12 protein-coding genes are annotated in these 15,809 nt (G+C 69.6%); 6 read left to right on the top strand and 6 right to left on the bottom strand.

Features of this window, described 5'->3' with window-relative positions; translation table 11 throughout:
- Position 1: 1 nt before the first annotated feature.
- Positions 2-1,225 (top strand): FxsC protein, encoded by a 1,224-nt coding sequence (fsxC, locus tag ACFWU3_RS21830; protein ID WP_384439958.1) that lies wholly within the window; start codon positions 2-4, stop codon positions 1,223-1,225.
- Complete coding sequence (gene fxsT, locus ACFWU3_RS21825; protein WP_384439956.1) at positions 1,222-5,211, top strand: FxSxx-COOH system tetratricopeptide repeat protein; 3,990 nt, start codon at positions 1,222-1,224, stop codon at positions 5,209-5,211. The genes fsxC and fxsT overlap by 4 nt, the downstream gene beginning before the upstream one ends.
- Before the next feature lie 9 nt (positions 5,212-5,220).
- On the opposite strand, the gene ACFWU3_RS21820 is transcribed toward fxsT, so the two are convergent.
- Both ACFWU3_RS21820 and ACFWU3_RS21815 read right to left on the bottom strand, forming a co-directional pair.
- Positions 5,221-6,150 carry an alpha/beta fold hydrolase gene (locus ACFWU3_RS21820; protein WP_384439953.1) on the bottom strand — a complete coding sequence of 310 codons (930 nt, stop codon included), beginning with the start codon at positions 6,148-6,150 and terminating at the stop codon, positions 5,221-5,223.
- Between the two features lie 268 nt (positions 6,151-6,418).
- A complete protein-coding gene (locus tag ACFWU3_RS21815; RefSeq protein WP_384439950.1) occupies positions 6,419-7,528 on the bottom strand; it encodes a serine hydrolase domain-containing protein in 1,110 nt (369 codons plus the stop codon).
- Positions 7,529-7,678: 150 nt separating this feature from the next.
- Between ACFWU3_RS21815 and ACFWU3_RS21810 the strand changes: the two genes are divergently transcribed.
- Positions 7,679-7,858, top strand: coding sequence for a hypothetical protein (locus tag ACFWU3_RS21810; protein ID WP_384439947.1), 180 nt, complete (start codon positions 7,679-7,681; stop codon positions 7,856-7,858).
- A gap of 10 nt (positions 7,859-7,868) precedes the next feature.
- Here ACFWU3_RS21810 and ACFWU3_RS21805 read toward each other — a convergent pair whose 3' ends face one another.
- From ACFWU3_RS21805 to ACFWU3_RS21795, 3 genes are all read right to left on the bottom strand, one after another.
- Positions 7,869-8,201, bottom strand: a complete 333-nt coding sequence (locus ACFWU3_RS21805; protein WP_384439944.1) for a hypothetical protein — start codon at positions 8,199-8,201, stop codon at positions 7,869-7,871.
- A gap of 123 nt (positions 8,202-8,324) precedes the next feature.
- Positions 8,325-9,581: a Tm-1-like ATP-binding domain-containing protein gene (locus tag ACFWU3_RS21800; RefSeq protein ID WP_384439941.1), complete on the bottom strand. Its 1,257-nt coding sequence runs from the start codon at positions 9,579-9,581 to the stop codon at positions 8,325-8,327.
- Positions 9,582-9,748: 167 nt separating this feature from the next.
- The gene (locus ACFWU3_RS21795) at positions 9,749-11,062 is read right to left on the bottom strand and encodes a chloride channel protein (protein WP_384439938.1); all 1,314 of its coding nucleotides are present in this window, start codon (positions 11,060-11,062) and stop codon (positions 9,749-9,751) included.
- Between the two features lie 218 nt (positions 11,063-11,280).
- Here ACFWU3_RS21795 and ACFWU3_RS21790 point away from each other — a divergent pair, with 218 nt between their 5' ends.
- Positions 11,281-11,721, top strand: a complete 441-nt coding sequence (locus ACFWU3_RS21790; protein WP_384439935.1) for a hypothetical protein — start codon at positions 11,281-11,283, stop codon at positions 11,719-11,721.
- 96 nt (positions 11,722-11,817) lie between these two features.
- Here ACFWU3_RS21790 and ACFWU3_RS21785 read toward each other — a convergent pair whose 3' ends face one another.
- Positions 11,818-12,684 (bottom strand): (2Fe-2S)-binding protein, encoded by an 867-nt coding sequence (locus tag ACFWU3_RS21785; RefSeq protein ID WP_384439932.1) that lies wholly within the window; start codon positions 12,682-12,684, stop codon positions 11,818-11,820.
- A 141-nt stretch (positions 12,685-12,825) separates the two neighbouring features.
- On the opposite strand from ACFWU3_RS21785, the gene ACFWU3_RS21780 reads away from it, so the two are divergent.
- Together ACFWU3_RS21780 and ACFWU3_RS21775 are read left to right on the top strand one after the other, a co-directional pair.
- On the top strand, positions 12,826-14,031 hold the full coding sequence (locus ACFWU3_RS21780; protein ID WP_384440062.1) for an acetyl-CoA carboxylase biotin carboxylase subunit family protein: 1,206 nt from the start codon (positions 12,826-12,828) through the stop codon (positions 14,029-14,031).
- A complete protein-coding gene (locus ACFWU3_RS21775; RefSeq protein ID WP_384439929.1) occupies positions 14,028-15,806 on the top strand; it encodes an IucA/IucC family protein in 1,779 nt (592 codons plus the stop codon). Before ACFWU3_RS21780 ends, ACFWU3_RS21775 begins: the two co-directional genes overlap by 4 nt.
- Positions 15,807-15,809 lie beyond the last annotated feature (3 nt).

Genomic DNA, 15,809 nt, shown 5'->3' with positions numbered 1-15,809 from the left:
GATGCCGCTCTTCTTCTTGAGTTACGCCCGGATCCCCGGCGAGCGGGGCCCCGGACACGATCCCGACAAGCCGGTGTTCCACTTCTTCGAGACGCTGCGTGACCGAGTGGCCGACCTCGCGGGGGTTCCCGTCGAGGCGGCGGGCTTCGTGGAACGCAACGACGGCGGTGAGGACGAGGTGGCACGCGCCCTGTCCCGCTGCCAGGTGTTCGTGCCCCTGTTCTCGAAGCGGTATTTCACCGACACCTCCTGCGGCAGACAGTGGACGGCCTTCACCCGCAGGGCCGCATCGGGTTCGGTGCCGCACACCGTGCCCGTCCTGTGGACGCCGTATCCGGTCGCGTCCGTCCCGGGATCGGTGAGCGCGCGGCCCGAGATCGTGGAAGGTGGGGGCGAGGCGGAAGACGCGTACGCCACCAACGGACTGCACCAACTGCTCGACCTCGAGGAGGAAGCGGCCCAGCCGGTGGTCGACCGGCTCGCGCGGCGCATCGTCGAGTACGCCACGGGCGTCTCCATGGCCCCTGATCTGGACCGCCGGACGCTGAACGCGATGCCCGACGCCTTCGCCGCTGCACCGCCCCGGCCGCCCATGCGCATCACCGTCCTCGCTCCCTCACAGGACCGTCTCCCGATCGGCCGTGAGCCCTCGCGCTACGGACCCGAGGAGACCGACTGGTGCCCCTACGGTCCGGTTGCCGGCGGTCCGGTGGCTGAGCAGGTCAAGGAGCTGGCCCGCAATCTGGGTTTCGCCCCGGAAGTGGTGTCGTTCGACAAGACGCTTGTCGAACTGGAGGGCAGGAACACGCCTGTCGGACCGTGGATCCTCGTCGTCGACCCGTGGGCGCTCCAGGATCCCGAGGCGGCCCGCCGCGCCCAGACGTTCGACACCGCCCACCGGCCGTGGACCGCCGTGCTGACGGCCTTCGCCGACGACGATCCGCAGACCAAGGAGCATTCCGAACGGCTCCGAGGTCTTGTCCAGGCCGCCTTCCCCCGTTTCCTCCGCCTGGGCAGAATGGGCGAGCAGGAGGCCGTTCGAGGCTTGGTCACAGCCGATGCTTTCGCCCTGTGGTTCGGGGAGTTGGCCGAGTCGTCCTACATGCGCTATCTGCGGTACATTCTGCCGCAATCGACCCCACGGAGTGCACCGCAGGGGAGACCGCCGGGCGTCGGTGCCGACGGTCTCGGTACTGACGAAGGTGGCTCGGAGGCCAGACGATGACCGGTGCGGACGACGACGCGGGCAGAATCATCACCTTCTACTCGTACAAGGGGGGCACCGGCCGGACGATGGCTCTGGCCAACACCGCCTGGATCCTCGCCTCGTCGGGGAAACGGGTTCTCGTCGTCGACTGGGACCTCGACGCACCCGGCCTCGACCGCTTCCTCCATCCGTTCCTGGACAGGGAGATGCTGCTGACGACGCCCGGCGTCATCGATCTCGTCAGCCGGTTCAACCAGACCGTGCGGGAGCACCAGCGCAGCTGGGAGATCCAGAACCCCGGCCGGGAGGGCGACGACTGGGTGATGGACCTCGATGAGACATGGGTCGCCGAGAAAGCCCGGTTCAACCACTGCATCATTCCCGTCTCCTGGGAGTTCCCCCAGAGCGGCCGTATGGACTTCCTGCCGGCGGGGACGAAGAACAAGGGCTATCTGAGCGCGTACTCGCAGTTCGACTGGAAGCCCTTCCTCGACGGTCCGTTGGCGACGGATTTCATCGACGCGCTCAAGCGGGAGTTCGTCCAGAACTACGACTACGTCCTCGTGGACAGCCGGACCGGCCTCAGCGACATCTCCGACATCTGTACCGTCAATCTCCCGCACACGCTGGTCACCTGCTTCACCCCGAGCACCCAGAGCATCGAGGGCGCGGCGGGTGTGATCGAACGCATCGAGTCGATGTACGGGCACCGGCGGATCCGCATTCTTCCCATCCCGATGCGGGTGGAGGACACCAACGGCGAGTCGGACCGACTGGACGCGGCGCGGGCCCAGTACCGCCATCGGTTCAGTCGCATCCTGGACAGGCACAGCACCATTCCGCCGCAGGACTACTGGGGCAGGGTCGAGATTCCCTACCGGCCGGCGTACTCCTACGAGGAACTCCTCGCCCCCTTCCGCGACGCACCGGGCAGTCCGTCGTCCCTGCTCTCCTCGTACGAGCGGCTCACCGCCGTCGTCTCCGACGGGGCCGTCACATCCATGCCGTACCTCGGGGACGGGACACGGCAGCGCTATCTGGATCTGTTCACGCGCCGGCGGCCGCTCGACGCGTCCGACGTCTACATCAGTTACGTGCCCCAGGACCGCAGTTGGGCCGAGTGGATCAGATCGGTGCTGGAGTCCGCGGACTTCCGCGTCCACCTCGCGCAGGAAGGGACGGAGGAGGGCGCCAAGCTGCGCATCGAGACCGAGCGCGGTGTCGAGTCCACGTCGTACACCCTCCCGGTCTTCTCGGGGGCCTATCTCCGCTCCTCCCGGTTCCGGACCACGTGGGAATCCGTCTTCTCCCCCGACCGGCTCGGCAACCGCCGCCCACTGGTACCCGTACGCGTGGAGGACGTGACCGTCGGAAAGCCGTTCATCGACAACCTCGTCGACTTCACCCGCTTCGACGGGGAGGCCCCGGCGCGACAGGCATTGCTGGATGCCTTCGAAGTGCCCGACGAGCCGCGTTCGCGGGCTTTCACCGGCGCCGACAGCATCACGCCCCGGTACCCCGGCGCCGAGCCTCCCGTGAAGTCCATTCCGCTGCGCACCGCCTCCTTCACCGGCCGTACCGAACTGCTGGAAGAGATCAGGGAGCAGATGCGCACGAACACCCGGACCATTCTGCTCAGCGGCATGGGAGGGGTGGGAAAGACCCTGCTCGCCCAGGAGTTCGCGCACCGCTACAAGGGCGACTACGACATCGTCTGGCACATCCAGGCCGAACAGCGCAACCTGGCGGTGGAGCAGTACGCCGCCATGGGTGAGAAGTTGGGGCTGCCCAAGTTCAAGAACCCCAGTGACGGAGCGAAAGCGGTCCGGGAAGCGCTCGACCGCGGAGAGCCGTACGACCGCTGGCTGCTGATCCTGGACAACGCCGACGACGCCCAGACGCTCAATGACGTGCTGGGGAACGGGCGTTCAGGGCACGTACTCGTCACCAGCCAGCGCTCCGAGGGCTGGAACCGTCGCGCGGAGACGGTGGAGGTCGGAGTCTTCACCCGCCTCGAGAGCGTGAGCCATCTGCGCCGCCGACTGCCGGACATCAGTCAGGAGGACGCCGAACTGGTGGCGGAGGCGCTGGGAGATCTGCCGATCGCCGTCGAAGGCGCGGCGGCCGGTATCAAGCGGACCGGCCTCGGCGCTCGTGAGTACATCAAACTGCTCCAGAAGCCGACGTTCGGTGCCGAGACGCCCGTCGACGGGGAACAGGTCGCCGACTTCGCCAAGGCCACCGGCGGTACGTGGGACTTCGCCATCGAGCAGCTCCGGGAGAACTACCCCCCGGCCGCGCGGCTGCTCCAGTTGTGCTCGTACTTCAGTCCCGAGCCCATCTCCATGGACCTGCTCGAAGGCGTGGAGATCACCAGGGCGCTGCGCGTCCCGAACGTCGCGCGCGCCTGCAAGGAGCTCAGCAGCTTCGCGCTCGCCCGAGTGGACCAGAAGGCGCGCAGCGTACAGGTGCACCGCCTCGTCCAGCTCTCCATGCGCAACAGCATGACCGAGCAGGAGCAGGAAGACGCTCGCCAGGTGGTGTACCGCGCCCTGGTCGCGGCCCGGCCCGCCAAGGACGACCCGGAGAATCCCAAGACCTGGGACCGCTACCGGATCATCTGGCCACATCTGGGCACCCCGTGGGCCCTGGTGACGCCCGACTACGGAATCCGTGAACTGATCGTGGACCGGGTGCGTCAGCTGCGCCGGCGCGGAGAGCTCCGCCAGGCACTGGAACTGAGCGAAGAGTGTGTGGCCGGCTGGTGCGCGGCGGGGAATCCGGACGAGCGGTGGACGCTGCACATGCGCTTCCAGATCGGCAACATCCTGCGTGCCCAGGGCCGGTACAAGGAAGCGCTGAAGCTGAATTCGCATGTGCTGGAACGACAGATCGCGGTCCTCGGGGACCCGGACGACCAGCATGTGCTGATGACGAAAGGCGGTCTTGCCGCGGACCTGCGAGGGCTGGGGCGCTTCGGTGAGGCGCTCACACACGACCTCGACAGTCATCAGCGATACGTCGACGTCTACGGCGAGGACTACCCGCGGACGCTGACAGCCGCCAACAACCTGGCCGTCGCACTGCGGGCGTCGGGGGACTACGCGGGGGCGCGTGAACTGGACCGCAAGAACCTCGAAACACGTGAAGTCATTCTTCTGCCGGACCATCCCCTGACCATCGAATCGGCGGTCAACCTGGGGCGGGACCTCCGCGAATGCGGCGACTACGGCGCCTCGGTCACCCTGCTGAGGAAGGCCCACGAGCGGTGTCTGCGCAACATCGAACTCAGCGAGGGAGAGCCGACCGTGCTGAAGACCGTCACCGGCCTTGCGGGCGCTCTGCGCAATGAGGGCCGGCCGGTCGAGGCGGAGCAGTGGACGCGCCACGTGCTGGATCACATGCCGGCCGGTCCGGAGGGGGAGGAGTCCACGGAGCGGCTCCTTCTGGAGATGAGTCTGGCCGGCGATCTGAAGGCGTTGGGCCGGCAGGACGAGGCGTTGCAACTCGTCGGCAGGGTGTCGGACCGTCTGACGACGCGGCTGGGACCCGAGCACCCCTCGACTCTGGCCTGCGCCGCGAATCACGCGGTGCATCTGCTGGAATCGGGCGCGGCCGTCCAGGCCGAGGCGAACCTGCGGAAGATCGCCGCCACGTGGGGGGAGTTGCTGGGCGACGACCATCCGCATGTGCTGGCCTGCACGGTGAACTGGGCGAACGCTCTGGCGGCCTGCGGCGATCGGGACGCGGCGCGGACGACGTACCAGTCCACGTTCGACAAACTGCGGGAGCACAATTCCCTGGGGTCGATGCACCCCTGGACCCTTGTGTGCGCGGGCAATCTCGCGGTCGTGCTGCGCGACCTGGGTGACCGCAGTGGCGAAGCCCTGCGCGAGGACGTGCTGATCGAGATGGGGAAGCAACTGCGCGAGGGTCACCCGGCGGCCTCCGCTCTGCTCGCCTGGCGTCCGACGAGTCTGGAGATCGAACCTCAGCCCATCTGATGTGCGGTGCTACCGCTGGAAGTCGGGGTCCGCGTGGTCGCGGACCCAGGCCAGGATCGGAAGTAACGCGGGCAGGGCGGAGAAGTGGGCGACGGACGGCTGCAGTACGGCGGTAGCGCCGGGGATGTTGTCCGCGAGCCAGTGGAAGTGGCTCAGGGGAGCGAACACATCGTGCTCGCCGTGCCAGAGGAGGACCGGGACATCCTTCGGGATGCTCTGCGGATGGAATCCCCAGGCTTTCCTGAACGCCACGAGATCGTCGATCCAGCCTGTGGGGTGCGGAGGGTCCGCTGATTCCTCGGCGAACTCCCCTACAGCGGAAAGGTAGTTGCGCAGGAGCAGTCGACGGATCTCGGCGTCGGCAACCACCAGCCGATCGGCGGTCGGCATCTCCTCGTTGAGTGAGGTGAGAAGGGAGGAGGGGTTTCTCCGGATGTCCTCCGCACTGCGGGCGAGTACCTTGCCGAGTTGGCTCAGATCCGGATGGTGGTCCTTTATCAAGGTGTACGTCGACACGTTGGACTCCGCCATACCGGCCAGCCAGTCGAACCCTTCGACCGGTGGAGCGACACTGACGACCGCGGCGACACTCGCCACCCGCTCGGGTGTACGCGCCGCGCACGCCAGCGCGTGCGGTCCACCGCCGGAGCGCCCGACCACGGAGTACTTGTCCGCGATCCCCACGGCTTCGGCGACCGCCAGCACGTCCTTGGCCGCATCCGCCACCGAGCGCCCTTCGTGCCGCTCTGAATCTCCGTAGCCGGGGCGGTCGTATGCGATGAGGCGGATGCCCAGCTTGTGCAGGTCGAAGGTGCGCGGGCGAGGGCCCAGCCGACTGCCGGGTGTGCCGTGCATGAGAAAGACGGGGTGCCCTTTCGGGTCTCCCCACACCTCGTACGCCAGCTCCCCGCCGCCGGGCGCTGTCACTGAAGCGACCACCCGTTGCCTCCCGTTGCCAGCGGCTTGAGCCGGAACGGCACCACAGGTCCCCAGCATGCTGGACCGTGGTGCCGTTGGTAGCGCTTGAACCAGCCGAATTGCCCGCACGCATGTCGCGTCGGAGTATCATCCCCGCCCCGCGTCGGGAGGGGAGGTATTGAAGGTATCCGACGGGCATGAGTGGCGCACGGTGAACCCGCCACGAGGCCCGGAATTACGGGGGTGAGGCCGTACTGCGCACAGTTGACGCTCCTTCCTCGCACAGGTGTCAGTTCTTCGTCAGCCCCTCGTTCACCACCCGGATCAGATCCGTCGCCGCACTGAAGTCCATCGTCAGCCGGTTCTTCGTCATCGCGAACGCGATCCCCGTCTCGGTGTCCCCGTACGCGAAGCTCCCTCCCGCGCCACCCATCGCGAAGGCGCTGCGGGTCGACTTCTCCATCCCCGGCAGGCCCAGTGCGAAGCCCAGACCCCACAAGGACTCGTTGCCGAAGACCCGGTCGACCCCGCTCGCCGCAGGCGCGGTCACCTCACGCAGCCGTTCCGGGGAGATCAGCGTGACACCGGGGACGTCTCCCAGCAGTGCGGCGTACACACGGGCCATCGCGCGGGCCGATGTCTTGCCGCCCGCGGGGATGTCGGCGGAGAGGACGTCGGTGCGGTTGCCGAGTTCGGCGGTCGGGAACAGGGACAGCGGGCCCGCCTTGAGCATCGGCAGGTCGTCCGGCATGCCCGCCATCATGTCGGCCGAGCCCTTCTGGTCCTCCAGCCGGGCCAGCCGGCCGTGTTCACTCGCCGGCATGCCGAAGTACAGCTCGTCGGCCACCCCCAGCGGGCCGGTGACCTCTTCGCGGAGCACCTGGGAGATGGGGTGGCCCGTCGCCCGGCGGACGACCTCGCCCAGGATGTAGCCGAAGGTGTAGGCGTGGTACCCGACCGCCGTACCCGGCTCCCACCACAGCTCGGCATCCGCGATCCTCGCGCAGATCCTGTCCCAGTCGCAGATGTCCTCGGCCGTGGTGTCGAGCGGCAGGCCGGGGACTCCGGCCGAGTGCGTCAGGACCTGCCGGACGGTCACGTTCTCCTTGCCGTGAGCCGCGAATTCCGGCCACAGGTCGGCCACGGGAGTGTCGTAGGCGAACGCGCCGTGCTCGGCGAGTACGTGCACCACGGTCGAGGTGGCCGCCTTGCCGATCGAGAAGTTGTAGAAGACCGTCCGCTCGGTCACCGCCTGCCCGGTGGCGGGATCGGCGATGCCTGCCACCGCGTCCACGAGCGGCTCGCCGTGGCGGAGGACGGCGACCTGCACGCCGCGCTCCGCCCCCGATTCCACGAGCTGGTCGATGCGCTGCTGCACCTGCTTCTGAATGTCGCTCACCACGGCTCCTCACGGCCTGATCCGGTCATGAGTAGGACGGCTCCCGGGGGCGGAACTCATCGCTGTGCGCCGCGCCGGTTCGCACCCTACGAGGTCACTGTGGGGGAGTACCGTCCGGATGGGTGTTCGCCGCGGGCGATAGGGTGCAGCATGAGCACCTACCACCTTCCGGAGATCACCCGCACCGAGTGCACCAGGTGTGGGACCGAGGTGCGGGGCATCAACGGCAGGTACGCGTGCCCGAACTGCGAATGGGTCAACCACTGGAGCGACGGGCACAATCAGCTGCCGAGCGCCGAGGCCGACCCGGACTGCCCGCGCCCCCGGTAGGGCCGGGGCCCTACCGGGCCACCCCGTGGTCCTGCTCGCCCGCCAGCTCGCCCTGGACGAACGGATCGGCCTCGGGGTCGTAGGCTCCGGCGTGGTCCGCCAGCGTCTCCACGATGCGTTCCCACTCCTCGATCTCCGCCCGGGCGCGTACGGCGTCGGCCGCATCGGCCGACGCGTCCTTCTTCGCCGCGTGCTGCGCGGCCTCGAGCGCCGCCTTCGCGTCGTGATGCGTCATACCGGCGGCACGCCTGCGGGCAGCCGTCCAGCCCGCCTTCTCCTCGGGGGAGGGCATCTCGGACACCGGCTCCGAGGCGGCGCGGGACTGGTCCTGCTGCGTGCTCATCCGGGCTTCCTCACGGTCGTGCGGGCGTAGGGTGCCCGGGTCTGGGTGCTGGCCTGACGGACGGATATCCGCGCTGGGCCCCTTCATGCGCGGTCCTCGTCCTCCGCGTGCCGGCGGTGGTGGTCAGCCTGCCGCGCGGGCCGCCTCCGCACCGATCATGCGGTGCAACCGATCGGCCGCGGCCCGCCCGAACGCGGGATCGTTCAGATGCGTGTCGACGGTACGCACTTCCACGGCCGAGCCGCCGAGACCCGCCGACAGTTCCGCTACGAGCGCGGCGTCGGCCTGCGGGTCGTGATAGGGCCCCGTGGCGACCCCGAGTGTCGACAGCCCGCGCAGGGGAGCGAGAACCGTCGTCGGCCCCGTCGCCGTCCGCAGTTTGGCGGCCATGAGACGCCCGAGTGCGGCGCACTCCGTCGTGGTGGTGCGGATGACGGTGATGGACGAGTTGTGCACGTGGACATGACGGTCACGGAACCGGCGGGGGAGGCTGTCCAGCGGCCCGAACTTCACCATGTCCAGGGCCCCCAGACTGACCACCTGAGGCACACCGGCCCGACCCGCGGCCTCCAGCCGGTCGGGCCCGGCCGTGAGGATGCCGCCGACCAGTTCGTCGGCGAGCTCGCAGGTGGTGAGGTCCAGTACCCCCGCGAACAGTCCCTGGCCCGCCAGCGACTCCAGCGACCGGCCGCCCGCACCGCTGGCGTGGAACACCAGTACCTCGTAGCCGAGTCGCGTCAGCCGCTCGCGGGCCGCGTCGACTCCGGGGGTCGTCACGCCCGCCATGGACGCCGCGATCAGCGGCCTGCCGTGGGCACGCAGATCCGCCGCGCTGATGGCCCGCGGTGAGCGGGCGAAGCCCTCGGCCATACCGGCGACGGCGTCGGCGGCGTTGGCGAGCAGGGGCGCCGAGATCCGGTTGACGCCCGCGATGTCGACGACGCTGTACATCATGGTGATGTCCGAGGCTCCCACGTACGGTGCCACGTGGCCCGAAGCCATCGACGAGACCATCACCTTGGGCACGCCGAGCGGCAGTGCCCGCATCACCTGGGTGGCCATGGAGGTGCCGCCGCTGCCGCCGAGAGCCAGTACGGCGTGCAGCCGGCCCCGTTCGTACAGATCCAGGACGACGTTCGTGGCACCGCGCGCCATCGTCGCCACGGCCCGCCCGCGGTCCAGGGCCCGGACGTCGGCGAGTTCGGCGCCCGCGGCCCGCGCCACGTCGGTGCCGGCGATGTCCGGGTGCACCCGCGGTGTTCCGGACGCACTCGTGTCGACGAGGACCGTCTCGGTCCCCCGCCGGTGCAGATGGTCTCGCAGCAGGCCGTACTCCGTACCTTTGGTGTCCAGCGTCCCCACCAGCGCAACGATCGCCATGACAGGCCATCCTCATGCCCGCCCGGTCGCCCGACAAGGCGCACAGGCACCGCGCACGGAACACCCGGGGGCGCGATACGGGCCCGGCGGCCCGGCCGGTCCGCGTCTCGACGCAACCCGGTGCGGCCCGCTGTCACAGGACGGCACGGCTCACGGTCGCCGGTTCATCAGCTGCTCGGCTTCCTCGTCCGCTCGGCGAATTCGGCGGTGATGAAGCCGACCACCGCACAGAGCACGATGAGCGGCGCCTGGTTGTGCGCGTCGTGGCCGAGGAGGAGTACGGCGAGCACGGAGCTGGTGACCGGGAGCCGCGTGACGACGGCCGTCGCGGTGGCCACGCCGAGCGCCAGTCCCGCCGTCGTACCGAGCCCGGGCAGGCCCGAGGCGGCGATGCCTGCCGCGGCCCCCATCAGCACGGCGGGGAAGATGGGCCCGCCGCGCAGACTGCCGAGGCAGATGCCCCAGGCCAAACCCTTGAAGAGGACGAGCAGGATCAGCGCGGAGACGGCGAACGTGTGCGGTTGCCCCGCCACCACGGCGAGTGTCGTCTGGCCCGACAGTGCGGCCTCGGCCGGTGAACGCCCGGTGGTCAGCGCGTACGCCGAGATGCAGATGCCCACGGCCACGGCGCACAGCACCGTGCGCAGGGCCGTGCGCTTCTGCGTCCAGGCCGCGGTGAGGTGTCCGAGCCGGTGCATCGTCGAGACGACCACGCCGATCAGCACCGCCAGCGGGATTCCCCACAGGAAGTCCGCCGCGTCCGGGGTGACGTCGGGCGGTACCTCGGGCAGGGACAGTGCCCCGATCGACAGCCCCGTCCACTGCCCGAAGCCGGTGAAGACCAGAGCGCCCGCGCCACTGGCCACCAGACAGGGCAGCAGCAGGACGAAGAGCTGCGCACCGCCCATTCCGGCCGCCTCCAGCACCAGTACGGCGGCCACCACCGGTCCACCGAGGATGGTGGAGATCGCGGCGGTCGAACCCGCGGTGCCGAGGACCAGTGCGGCTTTCGGCTCGGCGGCCCTCTTCGACCGGCGCAGAGCGAGCAGGGCGAGGCCGCTGCCCAGCGCCATCAAGGGAGCCTCCGGCCCGAGGACGATTCCGAGGGGCAGCGTGGCGACGGCTGCGAGGACGACACCCGGCAGATCCTTGGGTCCGAGCATCGGTCCGCCGAGTCCGTGGGCGGGCACATGGCCGCCCGTGCCCGGAAAACGGGTGATGATCGGCATCGCCAGGAGCCCTGCCAGCAGCAGTGACGGCAGGGGCCACCACCATGGCGGCTCGTCGTAGCCGACCGTCTCGGGCAGAACTACCCACACCTGGTGCTGGAGTTCGTGCTGGAGGCTGACGAGACAGAAGGACGCGAAGGCGATCACCACGCCGACGACGACGGACAGCAGCAGGAGCTTGAGGTATCCGCGGGTGAGGATGGTCTCGTGCAGTGGGGGAATGGGCGGTGCCTCGGCCGGTGGCGTGGTCATGCGGTTCCTCCGGACGCACAGGCGGGACGGGGCGGACTCGCCCGCGCTGGATGCTTATCGCGGAGGCGGGCTGTCGGAGGTGGGGTACGCGCCGTCCCTACGCGGAAAGGGTCCTCGCCTCACCCGAACGGACGCATCCGAATGGCGGCGCCGGGTGTGGCGACGGAGGCTCGAAGCCCCGTCCGCTACCGGCGTGCGGGACGACGAAGGGTTGGCCCATGAGCCAGCAAACTCACCCGGCCGGCGCGAGGTCGTCGACGACCGGGACGAACAGTGGTTGGGTCTCAGGTGGAGTGGTCTTCGCCGGCGTGCTGATGGTCTGCAGCGGTGTGCTGGCCATCCTTCAGGGCATCTCGGCCATTGCCGCGGACGATGTGTACGGCAGCGTCGGCAGCTATGTGTACAAGATCAATCTCACCGGCTGGGGCTGGATCCACCTCATCGTCGGCGTGGCGGTCCTGATCGCCGGCGCGGGAGTGCTGCGCGGTGCCACGTGGGCCCGTTTCCTGGGCATCCTGCTGGCAGCCATCAGCCTGGTGTTCCAGTTCATCTTCCTTCCGTACTCACCCGTCTGGTCGGTGATCATGATCGCGATCGATGTCTTCGTGATCTGGGCACTGGCCTCCTACCACTCGTCGCACGGCGCGCACGCGACCTGAGAGACAGCGCTGCCCTACAGGGCGGAACGCATTTCGGGCGGACCCACACCCGCCGTCGCACGACGGCCGGACGGGTCCGCCCGTCGTGCGATCCGCTCAGCCGGCCGGGGTCTCGGCCTCGATCCGCCGCAGCCGCTCGCTGTCACAGGTGCGGGGGCAGGTGCCGCACGCCTCCGCCGGCCGGATCGTGTAGTAGAGGCAGCAGCCGAGGCGGGTGCGCGTGGGGTGCGAGCGGCCGTCGCGATCGGTGAGCCGGCGGAAGTCGGCGCCTCCGAGGTACGGCGCCACGGGCCCCGGCAGCAGTTCCCCCGCTTCCCGCACCCCGCGTTCCTCGTCGCCGGCCGACCTGCCGAGGTACCAGATCCCGGACACCAGGTCGTCCCCGACCATGCCCCACAGGGCACGTGGTCCGCGGCGTATCCGCGGGGCGATCGCCGTCAGCAGCGGGCCCACGTGGTCGGCAACGGCCTGGCGCAACTCGTCCCGCAGGGCACCGGCGTGCGGGAGGACGCGTACGCCGGGCAGTCCGGCGGCGGGATCGTCCGGCAGGCACGAGAAGCCGCCGGGCACCACGGCACAGGCGTCGGCCGTGCGGCTGACGCGGACGTCCGCGGGGCGAAGGCGAGGGACGCGCCGCTCCAGATACCAGGGGCCGCTCATCAGCAGGCAGACGGACCAGAGGTAGCCGTGCAGTGCGCGCGAGGCGATGACATCGGGGCGGGCGGTGTGCCCGTACCGCTCCCGGACACGCGCCGCCTCGGCGTCGAGGAAGGCGTCCAGGAGCTCCGGACGGTGGGCCAGTTCGGCGCCGTCGATCCAGCCCTGGCCGACCGGTGAGAACGGTTCCGCGACGGTGACGTGCAGTGCCTGGCACAGGGCGGTGAGCCGTCGGAAGTCCGATGCGAGCAGGGTGGAGCAGCTCGGGGCAGCTCCGGCCGGTGCCCATGCCGGGGCCAGGATCACAGGTACTCCTCAGCGCTGAACATGAGTGAGGGGGTAAGGGAAGCCTCACCTTAACCGCAACTTCCTGAGGCTCGGTCACCCGGGGCCAAGACACGGCGAATTGGCACTATTAGGGATGCCTAACCTAAGCTCCGGGTGGTGATCCAGACGTACCTCCTCGCCCTCAATCCGACCGACTCGGTCTCCGAGGGCTTCCTTCCCGCCGCACGCCGGCTCGGACTCCATGTCACTCTGCTGACGGATCAACCGGAGGCGCACCGGGCACGCCATCCCGACGTCGAGGTGCTGATCTGCGACGTCCGCGACCACCACGCCGTCATCAGCGCGATCTCGGAACGCACCCGGTCGGGGGCCGGCCGCGCACCCGCGGCGGTGTTCAGCAACAGCGATCACCTCCAGACCCAGACCGCCCTGGCCGCGGACTACTTCGGTCTGCCGGGCAAGAGCTGGCACACCACCCTCCGCACCAAGGACAAGGCGCTCATGCGGCGCCACCTGGCAGCCGCGGGCGCCGACACCGTACGCTCGGCCGAGCTCGCCCCGGATCAGGACCCCACCGCCGTACTGGGCGACATGCCGTTCCCCTGCGTGGTGAAACCGCGTGAGGGTGTGGCGAGCGAGGACGTGTTCTGCGTCGGGAACGCCGAGGAACTGGCCAGGCGCAGCCATGAGATCCGTGCGCGCAGGCCGGGGGCGGCACTGGTCGTGGAGGAGTACCTGAAGGGGGAGCTGCACACCCTGGAAACCCTGGGCGACGGTGAGCGGCTCCACGTCCTCGGTGGATTCCGCACCGAGTTGTCCCCGCTCCCGTACTTCATCGAGGAGCGCATGTCCTTCGTCGCCTCCCGGCCACGGTCCGTGGAGGAGCAGGTCCTGCGCCAACTGGACGCACTGGGGGTGGGTTTCGGCGCCTGCCACACCGAGTTCGTGGTCGACGCCGGCCGGGTGCGACTGATAGAGGTCAACTACCGGGCCATCGGCGACCAGTGCGATCTTCTGCTGGCCGAGCTGCTCGGCATCCCGCTCTTCGAGCACATCCTGCGAACGCACCTGGGCGAAGCACTGCCCGCGGACCTCGGGGCGCGCACCGACGGGGCCGCGCGGCTCGACTATCCCTGCGCCGACCGCGCCGGAACGCTCGCGGCCGCTCCCGGGCCGGCCGATCTGACCGTCGGAGACGTGAAACTGACGTACCGCCCCGTACGCAAGGTCGGAGAGCGGCTCGAACTCCACCACACCAACCGTGACTTCCTCGGTATCGTCAGAGCCGTCGGTAGGCAACAGGAGTCCGTGGACCGGGTGGTGGCCGGCTTCCTCGCCCGGCAGAGCTGGGAGATCACGCCGTGACGGTCCAGGGCGCGCCAGGCGCCGCCTCCGACAGCACACCGGGTGACGACGCCCTGGTGACGAGTGTTCTCAGCACACTGCTGCGCGAGGACGTCATCGGACTGCGCACGCGCAGTACGGCACTGGAGCGGGCGGACGGTACCTGGCTGCGGCTCAGGGCCGGGGACAACGAGGCCCTTCTGATGCCCGTGGCCGCCGCCCGGCCCGGCTTCCAGTGCACGCTCGAAGCCCGTCTGCCCCTGCTGCGACGCGAGTCCGACGGAGTGGAGCTGGCCGACACCGACAGCATCATGACCGCCATCGCCGGCCTGGCGGATCCGGTCGACCGCGACGGCTTCGACGCCTTCGCCGCCGAGTGCCGGCAGGCGCTGGCGGCGCTCCGACTGCACACCGACACCGGCGACCAGGTGAAGGCACGGCTCACCGACGCCTACGGCCCCGATCCGGCGCGCTGGACGGGACTCGCCGCGGGACTCGCCTTCGACACGCTGGCCGCGCGCACCGACCACCCCGTGTATCCGACAGGACGGGGCCGATCCGGCCTCACCGAGGGTGAACTGCGGGCTCACGCACCCGAGTTCCATCCGCGGTTCCCGCTGCGCTGGCTGGCCGTACCGCGGGACCGCCTCGTCGTGCACGGTCCGACGGAGCAACTCCCGAGGCCCGCACCGTCGTCGCTCGGACTGCCGCCGGGACTCGACGACACGCATCGAGCCATTCCCGTCCACCCGCTGACCGCGGGCGGCCCCCTGCGGCAGGCGCTGCGCGACACCGGGCTCGACGCCTTTCTCGCCGAGACGCTGTACCTGGAGGTCCTGCCGACTCTGTCGATGCGCACCGTGGCACTCACCGCGCACCCCGGCATCCACCTCAAACTGCCCCTGGCCACCGCCACGCTCGGCCGGCTCAACCGTCGCACCATCAAGCCCGGCACCCTGACCGACGGCGCGGCAACGGCGCGCCTCCTGGAGACCGTGATCGGACGCACTCCGCGCTTCCGGGACACCGTCCTGCTCGCGGACGAGTCGACGTTCGTCCACGCCGGTCACGAGCTGCTCGCCGTCCTCGTGCGCCGCTACCCGGCCGGCCTCGACGCGACGACCGTCGTGCCGATGGCCGCACTGCTCAGCCCGTCCCCGGGCGGCGGGCTCGTCATCGACCGGCTCGCCGACCGGTTCTACGCGAGCGATCCGGTCGCACTCCTCGACGCCGTCCTCACCCTTCTCCTCGACTGGCAGATCACGCTGTTCGGACACGGCATCGCCCTCGAATCCCACCAGCAGAACATCTCGCTGCTGCTCGACCGGAACGGCGGCCGCACCCGGCTGAGGCTGCTGTTCAAGGACAACGACGGCCCCCGTGTCCATGCGGCCCGGATGAGGGCGTCGCTGGGTGAAGACGCCCCGGTCCAGGAGGAGTTCGCCGACGCGCGAATTTTCACGGACAGCGACGGACCGGTCCTGGACCTGTTCACCACCATCACCGTCCATCTGTGCGCCGGCGCCTACGCGTTCGGTCTCGCCCGGCACGGGCGCGCCCCGCTCGGGGCCCTTCTCGCTCTCGTCCGTGAACGCCTGGACGAAGCATGCGAGCGCCTCGGCACCGGTCCCGGGCAGCCGGGAGCCGTTCTGCGCGCCCATGTCCTCGATGCGACGGACCTGCCCGTCAAGGCGATGGTCACGGCAGGCACACTTCTGTCCAAGGACAGATCGGGGGCGTCGGACATCAACAAGCACTACAGCACGGGCCCCAACTATCTGCTGCGGGGAGCGTGACCT

It is taken from the genome of Streptomyces sp. NPDC058685, from assembly GCF_042714725.1.
Classification (GTDB): Bacteria; Actinomycetota; Actinomycetes; order Streptomycetales; family Streptomycetaceae; genus Streptomyces.
Note: the sequence above shows the minus strand (reverse complement) of the source record. Positions and strands in the feature narration are given on the sequence as shown.

Coding starts and splice junctions, on each gene's coding strand:
- ACFWU3_RS21795 (WP_384439938.1), bottom strand. CDS start 11,062: ATGACCACGCCACCGGCCGAGGCACCGCCCATTCCCCCACTGCACGAG.
- ACFWU3_RS21790 (WP_384439935.1), top strand. CDS start 11,281: ATGAGCCAGCAAACTCACCCGGCCGGCGCGAGGTCGTCGACGACCGGG.
- ACFWU3_RS21810 (WP_384439947.1), top strand. CDS start 7,679: ATGAGCACCTACCACCTTCCGGAGATCACCCGCACCGAGTGCACCAGG.
- ACFWU3_RS21805 (WP_384439944.1), bottom strand. CDS start 8,201: ATGAGCACGCAGCAGGACCAGTCCCGCGCCGCCTCGGAGCCGGTGTCC.
- fxsT (WP_384439956.1), top strand. CDS start 1,222: ATGACCGGTGCGGACGACGACGCGGGCAGAATCATCACCTTCTACTCG.
- ACFWU3_RS21800 (WP_384439941.1), bottom strand. CDS start 9,581: ATGGCGATCGTTGCGCTGGTGGGGACGCTGGACACCAAAGGTACGGAG.
- fsxC (WP_384439958.1), top strand. CDS start 2: ATGCCGCTCTTCTTCTTGAGTTACGCCCGGATCCCCGGCGAGCGGGGC.